At 65.3% G+C, this 17,698-nt stretch carries 17 protein-coding genes; 10 read left to right on the top strand and 7 right to left on the bottom strand.

The features are described from left to right. Positions 1-263: 263 nt before the first annotated feature. From C6570_RS06285 to C6570_RS06255, 7 genes are all read left to right on the top strand, one after another. The gene (locus C6570_RS06285) at positions 264-1,808 is read left to right on the top strand and encodes an ABC transporter substrate-binding protein (RefSeq protein ID WP_245896425.1); all 1,545 of its coding nucleotides are present in this window, start codon (positions 264-266) and stop codon (positions 1,806-1,808) included. Between the two features lie 161 nt (positions 1,809-1,969). Further along, entirely contained in the window at positions 1,970-2,920 is a 951-nt protein-coding gene (locus C6570_RS06280) for an ABC transporter permease (RefSeq protein ID WP_106702455.1), read from the top strand. After that, a complete protein-coding gene (locus tag C6570_RS06275; RefSeq protein WP_106702454.1) occupies positions 2,920-3,813 on the top strand; it encodes an ABC transporter permease in 894 nt (297 codons plus the stop codon). The genes C6570_RS06280 and C6570_RS06275 overlap by 1 nt, the downstream gene beginning before the upstream one ends. A gap of 4 nt (positions 3,814-3,817) precedes the next feature. Beyond that, complete coding sequence (locus tag C6570_RS06270; protein WP_211297653.1) at positions 3,818-4,861, top strand: ABC transporter ATP-binding protein; 1,044 nt, start codon at positions 3,818-3,820, stop codon at positions 4,859-4,861. A gap of 36 nt (positions 4,862-4,897) precedes the next feature. Continuing rightward, on the top strand, positions 4,898-5,884 hold the full coding sequence (locus tag C6570_RS06265) for an ABC transporter ATP-binding protein (RefSeq protein ID WP_106704544.1): 987 nt from the start codon (positions 4,898-4,900) through the stop codon (positions 5,882-5,884). A gap of 37 nt (positions 5,885-5,921) precedes the next feature. Continuing rightward, on the top strand, positions 5,922-7,106 hold the full coding sequence (locus C6570_RS06260) for an amidase (protein ID WP_106702453.1): 1,185 nt from the start codon (positions 5,922-5,924) through the stop codon (positions 7,104-7,106). A gap of 84 nt (positions 7,107-7,190) precedes the next feature. Continuing rightward, complete coding sequence (locus C6570_RS06255; protein ID WP_106702452.1) at positions 7,191-8,471, top strand: Zn-dependent hydrolase; 1,281 nt, start codon at positions 7,191-7,193, stop codon at positions 8,469-8,471. A gap of 49 nt (positions 8,472-8,520) precedes the next feature. Here C6570_RS06255 and C6570_RS06250 read toward each other — a convergent pair whose 3' ends face one another. Together C6570_RS06250 and rnk are read right to left on the bottom strand one after the other, a co-directional pair. Then, positions 8,521-8,961: a YXWGXW repeat-containing protein gene (locus C6570_RS06250; protein ID WP_106702451.1), complete on the bottom strand. Its 441-nt coding sequence runs from the start codon at positions 8,959-8,961 to the stop codon at positions 8,521-8,523. Positions 8,962-9,107: 146 nt separating this feature from the next. After that, positions 9,108-9,530 (bottom strand): nucleoside diphosphate kinase regulator, encoded by a 423-nt coding sequence (rnk, locus tag C6570_RS06245; RefSeq protein WP_106702450.1) that lies wholly within the window; start codon positions 9,528-9,530, stop codon positions 9,108-9,110. A 452-nt stretch (positions 9,531-9,982) separates the two neighbouring features. On the opposite strand from rnk, the gene C6570_RS06240 reads away from it, so the two are divergent. The 3 genes from C6570_RS06240 (at position 9,983) to C6570_RS06230 (ending at position 12,986) form a co-directional block, all read left to right on the top strand. Further along, complete coding sequence (locus tag C6570_RS06240; RefSeq protein WP_106702449.1) at positions 9,983-10,564, top strand: TRAP transporter small permease; 582 nt, start codon at positions 9,983-9,985, stop codon at positions 10,562-10,564. After that, on the top strand, positions 10,561-11,859 hold the full coding sequence (locus tag C6570_RS06235; RefSeq protein WP_106702448.1) for a TRAP transporter large permease: 1,299 nt from the start codon (positions 10,561-10,563) through the stop codon (positions 11,857-11,859). Before C6570_RS06240 ends, C6570_RS06235 begins: the two co-directional genes overlap by 4 nt. 86 nt (positions 11,860-11,945) lie before the next feature. Then, entirely contained in the window at positions 11,946-12,986 is a 1,041-nt protein-coding gene (locus C6570_RS06230) for a DctP family TRAP transporter solute-binding subunit (RefSeq protein WP_106702447.1), read from the top strand. Positions 12,987-13,199: 213 nt separating this feature from the next. Here C6570_RS06230 and C6570_RS06225 read toward each other — a convergent pair whose 3' ends face one another. The 5 genes from C6570_RS06225 to C6570_RS06205 all read right to left on the bottom strand — a co-directional run bounded on the left by C6570_RS06225 (position 13,200) and on the right by C6570_RS06205 (position 17,567). Beyond that, the gene (locus C6570_RS06225; protein ID WP_106702446.1) at positions 13,200-14,009 is read right to left on the bottom strand and encodes a MetQ/NlpA family ABC transporter substrate-binding protein; all 810 of its coding nucleotides are present in this window, start codon (positions 14,007-14,009) and stop codon (positions 13,200-13,202) included. A gap of 370 nt (positions 14,010-14,379) precedes the next feature. After that, a complete protein-coding gene (locus tag C6570_RS06220) occupies positions 14,380-15,117 on the bottom strand; it encodes an amino acid ABC transporter ATP-binding protein (protein WP_106704543.1) in 738 nt (245 codons plus the stop codon). 31 nt (positions 15,118-15,148) lie between these two features. Further along, positions 15,149-15,814 (bottom strand): amino acid ABC transporter permease, encoded by a 666-nt coding sequence (locus C6570_RS06215; RefSeq protein WP_106702445.1) that lies wholly within the window; start codon positions 15,812-15,814, stop codon positions 15,149-15,151. A gap of 2 nt (positions 15,815-15,816) precedes the next feature. After that, complete coding sequence (locus C6570_RS06210) at positions 15,817-16,572, bottom strand: amino acid ABC transporter permease (protein WP_106702444.1); 756 nt, start codon at positions 16,570-16,572, stop codon at positions 15,817-15,819. A 98-nt stretch (positions 16,573-16,670) separates the two neighbouring features. Then, the gene (locus tag C6570_RS06205; RefSeq protein WP_106702443.1) at positions 16,671-17,567 is read right to left on the bottom strand and encodes a transporter substrate-binding domain-containing protein; all 897 of its coding nucleotides are present in this window, start codon (positions 17,565-17,567) and stop codon (positions 16,671-16,673) included. Positions 17,568-17,698: the final 131 nt, after the last annotated feature.

Here is a 17,698-nt window from a genome sequence, read left to right as displayed (position 1 = left end):
ACCAAAGCCGCCGCAGCAGCACCAATAACGCCAGAAGAATCGATTATCGATACATATATAGCTAATATCGAATCAATCAATTCAGGCACGGCGTGTGCTTATCCCTGGGGGCACATCAACCAAACCAGGAGCTTCATCCCATGCCCACGATTGCCCGGCCGACCTCCTCCCGCCGCATCCTGCGCGCCAGCGCCCTGACCGCCGCCCTGCTTGTGATCGGCATCGGCGCCGCCCATGCGCAAGGCAAAACCCTGCGCATCGCCATGACGGCCGCCGACATCCCGCGCACGCTGGGCCAGCCCGATCAGGGCTTTGAGGGCAACCGCTTCACCGGCATCCCAATCTACGACTCGCTCACGCAGTGGGATTTGTCGAAGGCCGACGCGCCCAGCGTGCTGATTCCCGGCCTGGCCACCAGCTGGGCGGTGGACGCCAAGGACAAGACCAAATGGGTGTTCAAGCTGCGCCCGGGGGTCACTTTCCACGATGGGTCGCCCTTCAACGCCGACGCGGTGGTGTGGAACGTGAACAAAGTGCTGGACAAGGAAGCGCCGCAGTTCGACGCCAGCCAGGTGGGCGTGACGGCATCGCGCATGCCCACGCTGCGCAGCGCCCGCAAGATCGACGACCTGACGGTGGAGCTGACCACCAGCGAACCCGATTCCTTTCTGCCCATCAACCTGACGAACCTCTTCATGGCGTCGCCAGCGGCGTGGAAAAAGGCGTTCGACGCCGCCAAGGGCGCCACACCCGCCGACAAGTCCAAGGCCGCATGGACGGCGTTCGCCGCGGCGCCCTCGGGCTCGGGCCCGTTCAAGGTCACGCGCTTCGCGGCGCGCGAGCGGCTGGAACTGGCCGCCAACAAGAGCTATTGGGACGCCAAGCGCGTGCCCAAGATCGACAAGGTGGTGCTGCTGCCCATGCCCGAAGCCAACGCCCGCACCGCCGCCTTGCTGGGCGGCCAGGTGGACTGGATCGAGGCGCCCGCGCCCGACGCGCTGGACCAGATCAAGCAGCGCGGCTTCAAGGTATACGCCAACGCACAGCCGCATGTGTGGCCGTGGCAGTTCTCCTTTGCGCCGGGATCGCCCTGGCTCGACAAGCGCGTGCGCCAGGCGGCCAACCTGTGCGTGGACCGCGGGGGCCTCAAGCAACTGCTGGGCGGCATGATGGCCGAGGCCAAGGGCGTGGTCGCCCCGGGCCACCCGTGGTGGGGCAACCCCAAGTTCGACATCAAGTACGACGTCAAGGGTGCGCAGGCGCTGATGCAGCAGGCCGGCTGGTCGGCCGCCAAGCCGCTGAAGGTGAAGGTGCAGATCTCGGCCTCGGGCTCTGGCCAGATGCAGCCGCTGCCGATGAACGAGTTCATCCAGCAGTCGCTGAAGGCCTGCTACATCGACGTTGACTTCGACGTGATCGAGTGGAACACGCTGTTCACCAACTGGCGCAAAGGTGCCAAGGATGCGACGGCCAACGGCGCGAACGCGGTCAACATCAGCTTCGCGGCGATGGATCCGTTCTTCGCGATGGTTCGCTTCGTGTCAAGCAAGGCCTTCCCGCCCGCGTCCAACAACTGGGGCTACTACGGCAACCCCGAGGTGGACAAGCTGGTGGCAGACGCGCGCACCTCGTTCGACGACAAGGCCCGTGATGCGGCGCTGGCCAAGCTGCACGCGCACATGGTGGAAGACCCGCCCTTCCTGTACGTGGCGCACGACGTGGGCCCCCGCGCCATGTCGCCCAAGGTCAAGCACGTGGTGCAGCCGCGCAGCTGGTTCATCGACCTGGCCACGATGACGATGGACTGAGCCTGCGCCAACGCAACGGAGCACTCGCGCTCATTGCTTCGTTTTTGATAGCTTCCGGCGCAAGCAGCACCTGCGCCAGAAGCTCATCAGGCTCATAACTATAGAAGTGCTGCCGGCGCGCCAGCGCAGCAGCGTCCCGCCACCCACTGCCCACGATCCGCATGCTTGCCTATCTGCTGCGCCGCATTCTCTACACCCTGCCCATCATGCTGGGTGTGGCACTGGTGTGCTTTGCCCTGGTGCATTTGTCGCCGGGTGACCCGCTGGTGTCCATCCTGCCACCCGACGCATCGGCCGAACTGCAGCAGCAGCTGCGCGACCTGTATGGCTTCAACCGCTCCTTGCCCGAGCAGTTTGGCCTGTGGTTGTGGCGTGCGCTGCACGGCGACCTGGGCACGTCCATCGCCACCAGCCGCCCCGTCGTCACGGAGGTCATGCACGCCGTGGTCAACACGCTGCGCCTGTCGGTGGTGGCGACGTTCATCGGCTTCGTGCTGGGCTGCGTGTTCGGCTTCGTGGCCGGTTACTTCCGCCATTCGGCGCTGGACCGCGCCGCGTCGATGCTATCGGTGCTGGGCGTGTCGGTGCCGCACTACTGGCTGGGCATGGTGATGGTGATCGTGTTCTCGTCGCTGCTGATGTGGCTGCCAGCCACGGGCGCGGGGCCCGGCGGCTCTGACCACTGGGCGTGGGATTGGGAGCACATCAAGTTCATGATCCTGCCCGCGTTGACCATGTCGGTGATTCCGATGGGGATCATCGCCCGCACCGTGCGCGCCCTGGTGTCTGAACTGCTGGATCAGGAATTCATCGTCGGCCTCAAGGCCAAGGGCCTGACCGGCTTTGGCATCTTCCGGCACGTGGTCAAGAACGCCGCGCCCACCGCGCTGGCGGTCATGGGCCTGCAGCTGGGTTACCTGCTGGGCGGCTCGATCCTGATCGAGACCGTGTTCTCGTGGCCGGGCACGGGCTTCCTGCTCAATTCCGCCATCTTCCAGCGCGATCTGCCCCTGCTGCAGGGCACGATCCTGGTGCTGGCGATGTTCTTCGTGCTGCTCAACCTGCTGGTTGATGTGCTGCAAACCCTGCTTGACCCACGGATCGCCCGCTGATGAACACCGCCACACTTACTCGCTCTGCCGCGGCACCGGTGGTGCCGCAGCGCTCGCCGGGCTACTGGCGCTCGGTCATCTCGCGCTTTGTGCGGGACCCGGTGGCCATGGCCGCGCTGGCCGTGGTGCTGGCGCTGGTGCTGCTGGCCGTGTTCGGCCCGTGGCTCACACCGGCCGACCCCTATCAGTCCGCGATGCTCAAGCGGCTCAAGCCCATCGGCACCCCGGGTTTCTTGCTGGGCACGGACGAACTCGGCCGCGACATGCTTTCTCGCCTGATCGTGGGGGCGCGGCTGTCGCTGTTCATGGGCATCACGCCGGTGTTGCTGGCCTTTGCCATCGGCGCGGCCATCGGCATCGTGGCCGGTTACGCGGGCGGGCTGACGAACACGCTGATCATGCGCACGATCGACGTGTTTTACGCGTTCCCCTCCGTGCTGCTGGCGATAGCGTTGTCGGGCACGCTGGGCGCGGGCATCGTCAATTCGCTGATCTCGCTGACCATCGTGTTCATCCCTCAGATCGCGCGGGTGGCCGAGAGCGTGACCACCCAGGTGCGCGGGCGCGACTACGTGGAGGCAGCGCGCGCCTCGGGCGCCGGGCCGTTCACCATCGTGCGCGTGCACGTGCTGGGCAACGTGCTGGGGCCCATCTTTGTGTATGCCACCAGCCTGGTGGCCGTCTCCATGATCCTGGCTTCCGGCCTGTCCTTCCTGGGTCTGGGGGTCAAGCCGCCAGAGCCCGAATGGGGCCTGATGCTCAACACCCTGCGCACGGCCATCTACACGCAGCCGCTGGTGGCGGCGTTGCCCGGGGTGATGATTTTTATCACCTCCATTTCCTTCAACCTGCTCTCCGATGGCCTGCGCTCGGCCATGGACAACAAGGGGTAACGCCATGCTGGACGCATTGAAGAACGACGTCGGTGGCCCGGCACAGCCGCTGCTGACCATTCGCGGGTTGCAAAAGCTGTTTCCGCTCAAGAAGGGCGTTCTGGGCCAAAGCGGCGGGGTGGTTCGCGCTGTCGACGGCGTGGACTTCGAAGTGATGAAGGGCGAGACGCTGGGCGTGGTGGGCGAATCGGGCTGCGGCAAGTCGACCACCGCGCGGCTGCTGATGCACCTGATCGAGCCCACCGCGGGCGAAGTGATCTTCGACGGCCGCGTCGTGGGTGGCCGGGGCTTGACGCTGAAGGAGTTTCGTCGCCAGGTGCAGATGGTGTTCCAAGACAGCTACGCGTCGCTCAACCCGCGCCTGACGATCGAAGATTCCATCGCTTTCGGCCCGGTAGTGCATGGCGTGCCCCGGCGCGAAGCCGTCGCCCGCGGCCGCGATCTGCTGGCACGCGTAGGGCTGGAGCCGGCGCGCTTTGCCGGCCGCTACCCGCACGAGCTGTCAGGCGGCCAGCGCCAGCGCGTGAACATCGCACGCGCCCTGGCCTTGCAGCCGCGCCTAATCATCCTGGACGAAGCGGTTTCGGCGCTGGACAAATCGGTGGAAGCTCAGGTCATCAACCTGCTGATGGACTTGAAGAAGGAGTTTTCACTTACCTACGTCTTCATCAGCCATGACCTGAACGTGGTGCGCTACATCAGCGACCGCGTGATGGTGATGTACCTCGGCCAGGTGGCCGAAATCGGCCCGGCTGATGCGCTGTATGAAGCCGCCGCCCACCCTTACACAGGCGCGCTGCTGTCATCCATGCCTTCGATGGACCCGGATCACCGCACCGAGCAGGTGCCACTCGCCGGCGATCCGCCCAACCCCATCAACCCACCGAGTGGCTGCCGATTCCATCCGCGCTGCCCCGTGGCAGCGCCTGTGTGCAGCCAGCGCGCCCCAGCGCTGGACGCCATCAGCGCGCAGCACCGCGTGCGCTGCCTGATGTACGAAGCCGGCAGCGGCCACCCGCGCGCCCCCGTCCTTGCTCAAGCTGCGTAAGCCATGAACGCCTCCACCCCCTCTTCCGACGAGCCCATGGTGCATCTGCGTGACCTGACGGTCACCTTCACGGGCGGGAGCAAGCCGGTTCGCGCCGTCAGCGGCGTGAGCCTGGACGTTCGGCGCGGCGAAACTGTCGCGCTGATCGGTGAATCAGGCTCTGGAAAAAGCGTGACGATGCGCACCTTGCTGCGCCTGCACCCCGAGCGGCGCACCCAAATGGGCGGCACCGCGCGCGTGGCCGGTCGCGACGTGTTGGCCCTTTCGGGCCGTGCGCTGGCCGACTACCGCGGCAAGGTGGCGTCCATGATTTTTCAAGAGCCGCTGCTGGCACTGGATCCGGTCTACACCGTGGGCGCGCAAATCGTCGAATCGCTGCGCCGGCACGAAGGACTTGATCGCGCCGCCGCCCACCAGCGCGCACTGGCGCTGTTCGAGCGCGTGCGCATTCCCAGCCCAGAGCGGCGGCTGGCCGCCTACCCGCACGAGATGTCGGGCGGTATGCGCCAACGCGCCATGATCGCGCTGGCGCTGGCCTGCAGCCCGCAGTTGCTGCTGGCCGACGAACCCACCACCGCGCTCGACGCCACCGTGCAAATCCAGATCCTGCTGCTGCTGCGCGAGCTGCAGCGCGACCTGGGCTTGGCGTGCATCTTCGTCACCCACGACATCGGGGCGGCAGTGGAAGTGGCCGACCGCATGGCGGTCATGTACGCCGGGCGCATCGTCGAGGAAGGCACCGTGCGCGAGCTGATTCACACGCCACGCCACCCCTACACCATTGCCCTGCTGCAAAGCCGGGCACACGGCGCCATGGCGCGCGGCACACCATTGCCCACCATCGCAGGATCGCCACCCGACCTGGCCGCGCTGCCGCCCGGCTGCGCCTTCGCCGCCCGTTGCGCCCTGGCCAGCGATGCGTGCCGCGCCGCCCAGCCGATGGCGGTCCAGTTTTCGCCCACCCACCAGGCGCGCTGCATCCACACCGAACAAGCAGCGGCCATGTTGGCCGTGCCCGCTTGATCTTTCGGCCCGCAATCCACCCTGCCAAGCCCTTGCCATGTCACCGTACGACCCCGCCCACGCCTTCGTTCCCTACCCGGAAGTGCCCGTCTCTGACGCTGGCACCGGCCCGCTGTCCGGGCTGTGCTTTGGCGTCAAGGATCTGTTCGACGTCGCCGGTTACCCCACCGGCGGTGGCAACCCGATCGTGCTAGCGCGCTCGGGCATCAAGTCACGCACAGCGCCCACCGTGCAGCGCCTGCTGGACGCCGGGGCGCGCTTCGTCGGCAAAACGGTGACCGACGAGCTGGCGTTTTCGATGACCGGCAATAACGTGCACTTCGGCGCGCCCCTCAACGGCGCCGCGCCCAGCCGCATTGCGGGCGGGTCGTCCTCCGGCTCGGCCTCGGCCGTTTCCCACCAACTGTGCGATTTCGCGTTGGGCACCGACACCGGCGGCTCAGTGCGCGCACCGGCCAACCATTGCGGGCTGTATGGCCTGCGGCCCACGCACGGGCGCATCAGCCTGGAAGGTGCACTGCATCTGGCCCCCAGCCTGGACACGTGCGGCTGGTTCGCGCGGGACGTGCAGACCTTCGCGCGCGTGGCCGACGTGCTGCTCGGCCCGGACTTCGCCCCTCTGCCGGATCAAGTGCGCTTGCTGCGGCCCACCGACGTATGGGCGCTCTCAGCGCCCGAGGCCGTGGCCGCGCTGGCGCCTGCACTGCAGGCAATCGAAGGTCTATTGGGTGACGCTATGCCCGTTGAGGCGCGGCTCGACAGCTTCGAGGCCATGTACTGGGCGTTTCGCTACGTTCAGGGCCGCGAGGCCTGGATGACGGACGGCCCCCTGCTGGAACGCTATGCGCCACCGCTGGGCGCCGCCGTGCAGCAGCGGCTGAACTGGTCGCGCACGGTGACCGACGAGCAGTTCGCCCACGCCACCGCCTTCCGCCTGCGCTTTCGCACCCATCTGGCCGCACTGCTGGGCCACAACGGCGTGATGGTGATCCCCACGATGCACGACATCGCCCCGCTGCGCACCGACACGGAAGAGGCGGTTGAGGACTACCGCAACCGCTCAACCGAATCGCTTTGCATGGCCGGCCTGTCGGGATTTCCGCAGCTGTCGATGCCATTGGCTAGCCGAGACGGCGCGCCGCTGGGCCTGTCGCTGCTGGGCCCCGCGGGCAGCGACCGCGGGCTGGTCGCGCTGGCAGAGCGCATCGCCGCCAGCTTATGAAAACCCATAAAAAGCACCGCTAGCGCCCTACACACCAGCGCTGGCAGCTATTACTTTCATAGTTATCACCTTGAAGCACCGACCATGAACACCGACACCCTTTCGCCCAGCCACCGCGCGCTTGCCATCAACAGCGAGCGGCTGTGGGATTCCCTCATGACGCTGGCCGAGATTGGCGCCACCGACAAGGGCGGCGTCTGTCGCCTGGCCTTGACCGACCTCGATCGCCAGGGGCGCGAGCTGTTCGTGCGCTGGACGCGCGACGCCGGCTGCAGCGTGCGCGTGGACGCCATCGGCAACATCTTCGCGCGCCGCGAGGGCAGCGACCCCAGCCGCCCGGCCGTGGCCACCGGCAGCCACATCGACACGCAGCCCACCGGCGGCAAGTTCGATGGCAACTATGGCGTGCTGGCCGGGCTGGAGGTGCTGCGCACGCTGAACGACGCGGGTGTGCGCACGGTCGCGCCGCTGGAAGTGTGCGTGTGGACGAACGAAGAGGGATCGCGCTTCGTGCCCGTCATGATGGGCTCAGGCGTGTACGCCGGTGATTTCACGCTGGAAACGGCGTTGGCCGCCGTCGACCGCGACGGCATCTCTGTGGGGCACGCGCTGCAGGCGATCGGGTTTGCCGGCAACGCCCCTGCTGCCGTGGCAGACGGTGCACCGCGCTTCGGCGCCTACTTTGAAGCCCATATCGAGCAAGGCCCGGTACTGGAAGACGCCGACATCCCCCTGGGCGTGGTCACCGGTGCGCTGGGGCAGCGCTGGTACGACGTGACCGTGACCGGCCAGGAAGCGCACGCCGGCCCCACCCCCATGCGCCTGCGCCGCGACGCCCTGCAGGCCGCCACCGCGCTGATGCAGGAAGTCGTCGCCACCGCCATGGACGAGCAGCCCGATGGACGCGGCACGGTAGGTTACGTACAGGTGTACCCCAACTCGCGCAACGTCATCCCAGGCAAGGTAGTTTTCACGGTGGATTTCCGCCACGCCAACGACGAAGGCCTGTCGCGCATGGACGCCCGGCTGCGCCAAGCGTGCGCCGCCGCGCAGGCGGTTGGCCGGGTGCAAGTGCAGGTCGAGCAGACGGTGTACTACCCGCCGGCACATTTCGCGCCAGAGTTGGTCGCGGCCGTGCGCCACGGCGCCGAACGCGCGGGCCTGCCGCACATGGACATCGTCAGCGGCGCGGGGCACGATGCCGTCTATGTGGCGCGCACAGCGCCTACGTCGATGATCTTCGTGCCCTGCAAAGACGGCATCTCGCACAACGAGATCGAAGACGCCCAGCCAGAGCACCTGGCCGCTGGCTGCAACGTGCTGCTGCATGCCATGCTGGAGCAGGCCGGCGTCGCTGCCACCTGAGAGGCAGCGAATACCTAGCTAGGCGCGAAGATACCGGCGCGCCGCGCGCTCAGCGCTGCCAGTGGCCGCGCTCCCATTGCCAGCCGCCGCCGTTCCAGCGCCACACCCAGTGGCCGGGCACCCACATGGCCTGCGGCGCGGGGGCGACGGGGATGGTTTCGACGATCACTTCGGGCATGGGCGGCACGGGCTGGCGCACCCAGTTGCCGTGGACCCACTGCCAATCGTTGCCAGCCCATTTCCAGTGGCCGGGCACCCAGTTGAAGTCAGGCGCAGGCGGGGCACCGCGGTCTTCGCGGATGGGCGCGGGCATGGGGCGCACTTGCTGCACCACAACGGGGCGCGGCGGCGCGGGGCGCTCCACCACGACGGGGCGCTGCTCGACGACGCGGGTGACGCAACCGGACAGTGCGCCGGCCAGGGCGCCGACGGCCAAGGTGCACAGCACGCCACGGTGCGCGCGAACGATGAAAGCACGGGACAGATTCATTCAAAGGCTCCTGCGGCCACACTGGCGTGGCCGCTGCCTATTCAACTGACGACCGGACGTTTGCGCTGACAGGCCGGCGCAGAAATCGCTGTCAGCCAAGGCGCCGTCGCGCCGTGGCGTGCGGCCTGGCTGCGGCGCTCGTCGGATCAGGCGGTGTAGTCGCCGCTGGCCTCGGGCTGAAACTCGATGGCGCGCACCTGCAGCTGGCCGGGCTTGCCGTCGGCGCCCAGCCAGCGTGCGGTATCACCCACGCTCAGGCCCAGCAGGGCGGTGCCTATGGGGGACAGCACGGAAATCATGCCCTGCGCGGCATCGGCGTCGGGCGGGTAGCACAGGGTCAGGCTGCGTTCGGCGCCGCTGGCATCGGCCACGCGCACCTTCGAATACATGGTGACGATGTGGGCAGCGATCTCCTGCGGGCGCACCTGGTCGGCCAGGTCGATCACTTCAGACAATTCCTCGGCGTGGTCGGTGGCGGCACCGGCGGCTGCCTGGCGGCGCAACAGGTTGTGGATGCGCACGTGGTCCAGATCGGTAATGGTGCGGTGCAGTTCGGCGGTGGACGACATGGCGGTCTCCTTGAGAGATTGAGATGGACGAAGAAGGCGCCGTGGTGCGCCTGAGTGCCCGAGAGCGGGCGAGCGACTGCGGGAGTCGAAAGCAGGTGGTGCCGCGCGGCGTGCTTGTGGCCCGACGATCCGGGTGGCGCGGTGCTCTGTAGGTAGAGCGGGTGCGGGGCTCGTCGGGCTTAGCGAAGTGCGGCGGCTAGGCGCGCATCCTGAGGCCGTACAAGGTACGCCTGAGCCAGACGCCAACGTGCGCGCGAGCTGGCACCGGCCAAGGTGGCCGGCGTTCCGCTGGCGCCAACGCGCAGGGACAGCTCGCTAAGGGTTTGCATGGGGTTGATGATACCGGTTTGGGGCCTGAAAGCCGTGTGAAGGGACTTAACATTGCCGCTGTCGCTGGCGCCTTGCCGGCAGGAAAAATCTTTCGGCGCCTGCGGGCGCCGGTTTGTTGCGCCATGTCCCTTTCCAACGAATCCGCGCCGCCCACGGCGCCGCGCCCAGCGCCCGTGCAGCCCGCAGCCACCCGCGTACCGCTGGCCATTGAAGACTGGGCGACGGTCATCATCATGGCGCTGCTGGCGCTGATCACCTTTGCCAACGTGCTGGTGCGCTACTTCACCAACGCATCGTTTGCGTGGACGGAAGAGGTGTCGGTTTTCCTGATGATCGTGCTGGCCATGGTGGCCGGCTCGGCCGCGGTGGCGCGCAACCGGCACATCCGCATCGAGTACTTCGCCGACGCCGGCCCCGAATCGCGCCAGCGCGCCCTGGCCCGTTTGGGCGCCGCGCTGGTAGCGGTGCTGTTCGGGCTGATGGCGGTGCTGTCGGCGCGCGTGCTGTGGGACGACGTGCAGTACGGCGAAACCTCGCCCGGCATCGGCGTGCCGCAGTGGTGGTATTCGATGTGGCTGCCCATCTTGAGCGTGGCGATCATGCTGCGCGCCGTGGGGCTGATGCTGCGCGGCGGCCAGCCTGCCGAAGACAGCGTGGCGCTGCCTACCTCGCCCGAAGTGCGTGCCGAGGAGCACGCACCATGATCGCCACCCTGCTCTTTGCCGTCTTCATCATCACGATGCTGTTGGGCGTGCCCATTGGCGCGTCGCTGGGCCTGGCCGGCGCGGCGGCCATTGCGCTGGCCAACCGCGACACGTCGTGGTTCGGGCTGCTGGCGGTGCCGCAGAACTTCTACGCCGGGCTGGGCAAGTACCCGCTGCTGGCCATCCCGATGTTCGTGCTGGTCGGCTCGATCTTTGATCGATCCGGCGTGGCGCAGCGGCTGGTCAACTTTGCCATTGCGCTGGTGGGGCGCGGGCCGGGCATGCTGCCGCTGGTGGCAATCTGCGTGGCGATGTTCCTGGGCGGCATCTCGGGCTCTGGCCCGGCCAACGCGGCCGCAGTGGGCGCCGTGATGATCGCGGCGATGAACCGCGCTGGCTACCCGGCCAGCTATTCGGCCAGCGTGGTGGGCGCAGCGGCAGCGACCGACATCCTGATTCCGCCCAGCGTGGCCTTCATCGTCTATTCGGTGCTGGTGCCTGGCGCGTCGGTGCCGGCGCTGTTTGCCGCCGGGATGATTCCGGGCGTGCTGGCCGGCATCGCGCTGATCGTTCCCGCCGTGTGGCTGGCGCGCAAGCACGGCATGGGCGCACTGGAAGCCTCGCTGCCGCGCCCGCCGCTGCTCAAAAGCTTTATCGAAGCGCTGTGGGGCCTGGCCGCGCCGGTGCTGATTCTGGGCGGCATGCGGATGGGCTGGTTCACCCCCACCGAGGCGGCGGTGGTGGCGGTGTTCTACGGCCTGTTCGTGGGCATGTTCGTCTACCTCACGATGACGGTGCGCGACCTGTTCCCCATCCTGAAAGAGTCGGGCGAGCTGTCGGCCGTGATCCTGCTCGTGGTGTCGCTGGCGGGCATCTTTGCGTTTTCGCTGTCCACCCTGGGCGTGATCGACCCGATCACCAACGCCATCGTCAACTCGGGCCTGGGCGAATACGGCGTGCTGGCGCTGCTGATCCTGATGCTGATCACCGTGGGCATGTTCCTGGACGGTGTGTCCATCTTCCTGATCTTCGTGCCGCTGCTCTGGCCCATCGTGCAGCACTACCACTGGGACCCGGTGTGGTTCGGCGTGCTGCTGACGCTGAAAGTGGCGCTGGGCCAGTTCACCCCGCCGCTGGCCGTCAACCTGATGGTGTCGTGCCGCATCGCCAACGTGCGCATGGAAGAAACCGTGCGCTGGGTGGGCCCCATGCTGCTGGCGATGGGCCTGGTGATGGTGGCCGTGATCATCTGGCCCGAACTGGCGCTGTGGCTGCCGCGCGTGCTGGGCTACTGATTTTCAGAAGCAAAAATGCCTCTAGCGCACGCTGCAACAGCGCTGGCAGCTACGTTTTTTATAGTTAACCTGAGGAGACAAAACCCATGAAACTTCGCCGCCACCTGCTCGCCTGGGCCAGCGCCGCCACCGCCGCATTGGCCCTGGGCACGGCCATGCCCGCTGCCGCGCAGAACTACAAGTCGGAATACCGCATGTCGCTGGTCGTCGGCACCGCCTTCCCCTGGGGCAAGGGCGGCGAGATCTGGGCGAACAAGGTGCGCGAGAAGACCAACGGGCGCATCAACATCAAGCTGTACCCCGGCGTGTCGCTGGTGCAGGGCGACCAGACGCGCGAATTCAGCGCGCTGCGCCAGGGCGTGATCGACATGGCGGTGGGCTCCACCATCAACTGGTCGCCGCAGGTGCGGCAGCTGAACCTGTTTTCGCTGCCCTTCCTCATGCCCGACTACGCCGCCATCGACGCGCTGACGCAGGGCGACGTGGGCAAGCAGATGTTCGGCATCCTGGAAAAAGCCGGTGTCGTGCCCCTGGCCTGGGGCCTGAACGGCTACCGCGAGCTGACGAACTCCAAGCACGCCGTGAAGACCCCGGCCGACCTGAAGGGCATGAAGATCCGCGTCGTCGGCTCGCCGCTGTTCCTCGAAACCTTCACCGCCCTGGGCGCCAACCCCACGCAAATGAGCTGGGCCGATGCGCAGCCGGCGCTGGCCAGCGGCGCGGTGGACGGGCAAGAAAACCCGATGAGCATCTTCACCGCTGCCAAGTTGCACACCGTGGGCCAGAAGTACCTGACGATGTGGGGCTACATCGCCGATCCGCTGGTGTTCGTCGTCAACAAAGACGTGTGGAATTCCTGGACACCCGCCGACCGCGAGCTGGTGCGCCAGGCGGCGGTGGAAGCGGGCGTCGAGCAGAACGTCATCGCCCGCAAAGGCCTGGTAGAGCCGGGCCAGCCGCTGCTGAAGGAGATCGAAGGCCTGGGCGTGCAAGTGACGCGCCTGACGCCCACCGAGCGCGAAGCCTTCGTCAAGGCCACGCGCCCCGTGTACGACAAGTGGAAGGCGCAGGTGGGCGCCGACCTGGTGACGGCCGCAGAGAAATCGATCGCTGCGCGCAAGAAGTGACTGGGTGCGGCGCCAGGGCCGCGATTTGCTTCGATAAAGATAGCTGCCAGCGCTTGCGCAGCCCGCGCTGGCAGCACTTTTGATTGAAAGCCATGCAACGCGCCTGGGGCGCATGCCCTGAGCCGCCCTCACGCTGGCGAGAGCAGCAGAACGAAAAAAAGCCCTCATCAAGAGGGCTTTTTGCTGGGCGCCAACCTTGGCGGCGCGCGCACCTCAGAACGCCGGGATGACAGCGCCCTTGTACTTGTCCAGAATGAACTTCTTGGTATCGGCTGAGCGCAGCGCTGCAACCAGCTTTTGCACCTCCGGCGCATTCACGCGCTCCTTGCGCACCGCGATGAAGTTGCCGTACGCCGAATTCACGCCCGACTCCAGCGCCAGCGCGTCCTTGCCCGGATTCAGCTTGGCTTCCAGCGCGTAGTTGGTGTTGATCAGGGCGATGTCCACGTCGGGCAGCGCGCGCGGCAGCTGCGCCGCCTCCAGCTCACGGAATCGCAGCTTGCGCGGGTTGTCCACCACGTCCAGCGCCGTGGCTTGAATGCTTTTCGGGTCCTTCAGCTTGATCAGACCTTGCTGGGCCAGCAACGCCAGCGCGCGGCCCGAGTTGGACGGGTCATTCGGAATGGCGACCAGCGCGCCGCTCTTGAGCTCTTTCAGCGACTTGATCTTGCTGGAATAGATGCCAAACGGCTCAATGTGAACCGCGCTGTTGGGCACCTCGACGACATCGGTCTTGCGATCCTTGTTGAACGCATCCAGGTAAGGGCGGTGCTGAAAGAAATTGGCGTCGAGCTCCTTGTCGTTCACGGCCAGGTTCGGCTGCACGTAGTCGTTGAAGACGCGGATGTCCAGGTCAATGCCTTGCGCTTTCAGCTTGGGTTTGACGAACTCCAGAATCTCGGCGTGTGGGACTGGCGAGGCCGCGATTGAAAGCCGGGTCTGGGCGTTGGCGCCCAAAGAGGCCAATCCCAAGGCCAGCGCGGCAGTGGTGGCGCGCAGCGCGTTTCGGCGATTCCATTGCATGTAGGTTCTTCCCTGTAGCGATTGAAAGCCGCGAGCTTATTCGCACCAAGTTCGTGCGCACAACGAATCGTTGCTCATATGGATATGCCGGGCATCCGCCAAGCTGGGACGGCGACGACGCCAGGCCTCCGAACGGGCCAAGCGGCCGTCCGCTGCTGGCTCGAATGGGGGCGCCGGAAACGCCGAAATCCTCCGGAGCATGCCGTCCATGCCGCGGATAGCACCGCGCCAACAACGCTCTGCATTGCCGTCTACAAAAGAAAAAAGCTGGTAGCGCCCGCTCATAGGGCGCTACCAGCTATCTTTTTAGGACTTCAGCTTGGCCGGAATCGGAACAAAACCGGCCCGCCGCGCCTCAGCGCGGCAAGGCTCAGTGCTGCAGGATCTTGCTCAGGAAATCCTTCGTGCGCGGCTGGCGCGCTTCAGGGTTGCCGAAGAACTCGTCCTTGGAGCAGTCTTCCAGGATGCGACCGCCCACGTCGATGAAGATCACGCGGTTGGCCACCTTGCGGGCAAAGCCCATTTCGTGGGTGACGACCATCATCGTCATGCCTTCCTTGGCCAGCGTGACCATGACGTCCAGCACTTCGCCGACCATTTCAGGGTCGAGCGCCGAAGTGGGTTCATCAAACAGCATGACCATCGGGTCCATGCTCAGCGCGCGGGCAATCGCCACGCGCTGCTGCTGGCCGCCCGACAACTGGCCTGGGAACTTGTCCTTGTGCGCCATCAGGCCCACGCGGTCGAGCATCTTCAGGCCGCGGGTCTTGGCTTCGTCGGGCTTGCGGCCCAGCACCTTGATCTGCGCGATGGTCAGGTTCTCGGTCACCGACAGGTGGGGAAACAGCTCGAAATGCTGGAACACCATGCCGACCTTGCTGCGCAGCTTGGGCAGATCGGTCTTGGGATCGGTCACCTTGATGCCGTTGACGATGATCTCGCCCTGCTGCACGGGTTCGAGCGCGTTGACGGTCTTGATCAGGGTGGATTTACCCGAGCCGGACGGCCCGCACACCACCACCACGTCGCCTTTGTTGACCTGGACCGAAGCGTTGTTCAGCACCTGCACGGGGCCGTACCACTTGGACACGTTGGTCATCTGGATCATGTTTTGTTCTGCCATAGTTTTCTCCAGGGGCTCAGCGAATGATTGCAATCTTCTTGTGCAGCCGTTTGACCAGCCACGACAGCGAATAACAGATGATGAAGTACAGCACGGCCGCAGCCAGGTACATCTCGATCGGGCGACCGAAGTTCTTGCCCGCGGTCTCAAAGCCTTTCAGCAGGTCGTAGGCGCCAATGGCGTACACCAGCGACGTATCCTGAAACAGGATGATGGTCTGCGTCAGCAGCACCGGCAGCATGTTGCGGAAGGCCTGCGGCAAGATCACCAGCTTCATGTTCTGGCTGTAGGTCATCCCCACTGCCTGCCCGGCGTAAACCTGTCCACGCGGGATCGACTGGATGCCCGCGCGCATGATTTCACTGAAATACGCCGCTTCAAAAGCGATGAAGGTGATGTACGCCGAATAGTCCGGGCCGATGGGGCGGCCGATGATGAACGGCACCAGCAGGAAGAACCACAGGATCACCATGACCAGCGGAATGCTGCGCATGCCGTTGACGTAGATGGCCGCGGGCACGTCCAGCCACTTCTTGCCAGAAAGCCGCATCAACGCCAGCAGCGTGCCGAAGAAGATGCCGCCAATGGTCGCGACCACGGTGAGCGTCAGGCTGAACCACAGACCCTTGAGGATGAAGTTCTGGATCAGCGACCAGTTGAAGAGGGAAAAGTCGAGATTCATGATCAGTGCCCCCCGCCTGTGCCGGAAGCCACGAAGCCCGGAACGCGAACGCGTTTTTCCACAAACGCCATGATGCGGTTGATGACAAGCGCCGAGATGACATACAGCACCGTCACGGCCAGATAGACCTCGATCGGGCGCGCGGTCTCTTCGCCGGCCTGCAGCGCGAACTGCGTCAATTCAGGAATCGACACCGCGAAAGCCACCGACGAGTTCTTGAAGATGTTCATCGACTCGCTGGTCAGCGGGGGAATGATGATCCGGTACGCCATGGGAAGAATCACATAGCGGTAGTACTGGAACGTGGTGAAACCCAGCGCCATGCCGGCGTAGCGCTGCCCCTTGGACAAGGCCTGTATACCTGCGCGCACCTGCTCGGCAATCCGCGCGGAAGTGAAAAATCCAAGCGCCAGCACCACCAGGAGGAATGGCGGCACGCTCTTCAATGCGGGAATCAACGCCGGCACGACGAAGTACCAGAGGAAGATCTGCACCAGCAGCGGGATATTGCGAAAAAGCTCAACCCACGCGTTGCCGAAACGCACCAGCCAGGGGCTGTTGGGCAATGTGCGAATCACCCCGATGAGCGAGCCGACCAGCAGCGCGATCACCAATGCCGTCAACGCGACGCTGACCGTCCAGCCCCAGGCGTTGAGAAGCCAGTTCACATACGTCGGATCCGTGCTGGTGCCGAAGCAGCCTTTGACCACCTCACCCGACAAGGTGTCCTTGCAAAGCACATCCCATTCCATCGCCATAGACTGATCCTCCTACATGGCTCTTATACGCCGGAACGCAGTGCGCCCACCCGCGATGAGGGTGGGCGCACAGGCGATCAGGACATCCAACAGCCAGATTACTTGGCGTAATCTTCCATCGGCTTGTTGTTCGGATGCGCCCAGGCGGCCTTGGTGCTTTCCGAAGCAGGCATGTTCAGGTTCACGTTGTTCGGCGGGATCGGCTGCATGAACCACTTGTCGTACAGCTTGGCCAGCGAACCATCCTTGACCTGGCGAGCGATGCTGTCGTTGACGGCCTTGAGCAGTTTGGTATCGCCCTTGGGCAGCATGCAGGCAATCGGCTCGACGGACAGCACTTCGCCCACGATTTTGTAGTCCTTGGCGTTCTTCGACTTGGCAGCGTTGGCGGCCAGGATGGAGCCGTCCATCACGAAGGCGTCGGCACGGCCGGATTCGAGCAGCAGGAAGCTGTCGGCATGGTCTTTGCCGTTGAGTTCCTTGAAGTCGATGCCTTCAGCGCGCTTGTTCTTGCGCAGCGTCTGCACCGAAGTGGTGCCGGTGGTGGTGGCTACGGTCTTGCCTTTCAGATCGGCAATGCCGTGGATGCCGGAGTTGGCCTTGGTCAGGATGCGCACTTCTTCCACGTAGGTGGTGTTGGCGAAATCCACATCTTTCTGGCGAGCCAGGTTGTTGGTGGTGGAGCCGCACTCGAAGTCAATGGTGCCGTTCTGCACCAGAGGCACGCGGTTTTGCGAGGTGATGACCTGGTAGTTGATCTTCGGCTTGATACCCAGTTGCTTGCCCAGGTCGTCGATGATCCGCTCGGCCATTTCGGTGTGGAAGCCAACGTACTTGCCACCGCCAATCGTGAAAGCCAGGCCCGACGAATCGCGAACGCCCAGGTTCACGGTGCCGCTGGACTTGATGCGCGCCAGCGTGTCGGGCGTTTGTGCGAATGCACCGCCTGCGACGACGGCCATCACCGAAAGAGCGATGAGTTGCTTCTTGAACATGCAGATACCTTTCAAAAGATTGCTCGCCCTCTGCGAGGTTGCGAGGCGAGACACTCACGAAACGCCATTCTACGAATCGTGAGCTACAGGTTAACCCTATCTCAGGACGAGCAAGTTGCATGCCATGAGAC

Origin of the sequence: Ottowia oryzae, assembly GCF_003008535.1 — a bacterium.
GTDB lineage: Bacteria > Pseudomonadota > Gammaproteobacteria > Burkholderiales > Burkholderiaceae_C > Ottowia > Ottowia oryzae.
This window is presented reverse-complemented; position numbering and strand designations above follow the sequence as displayed.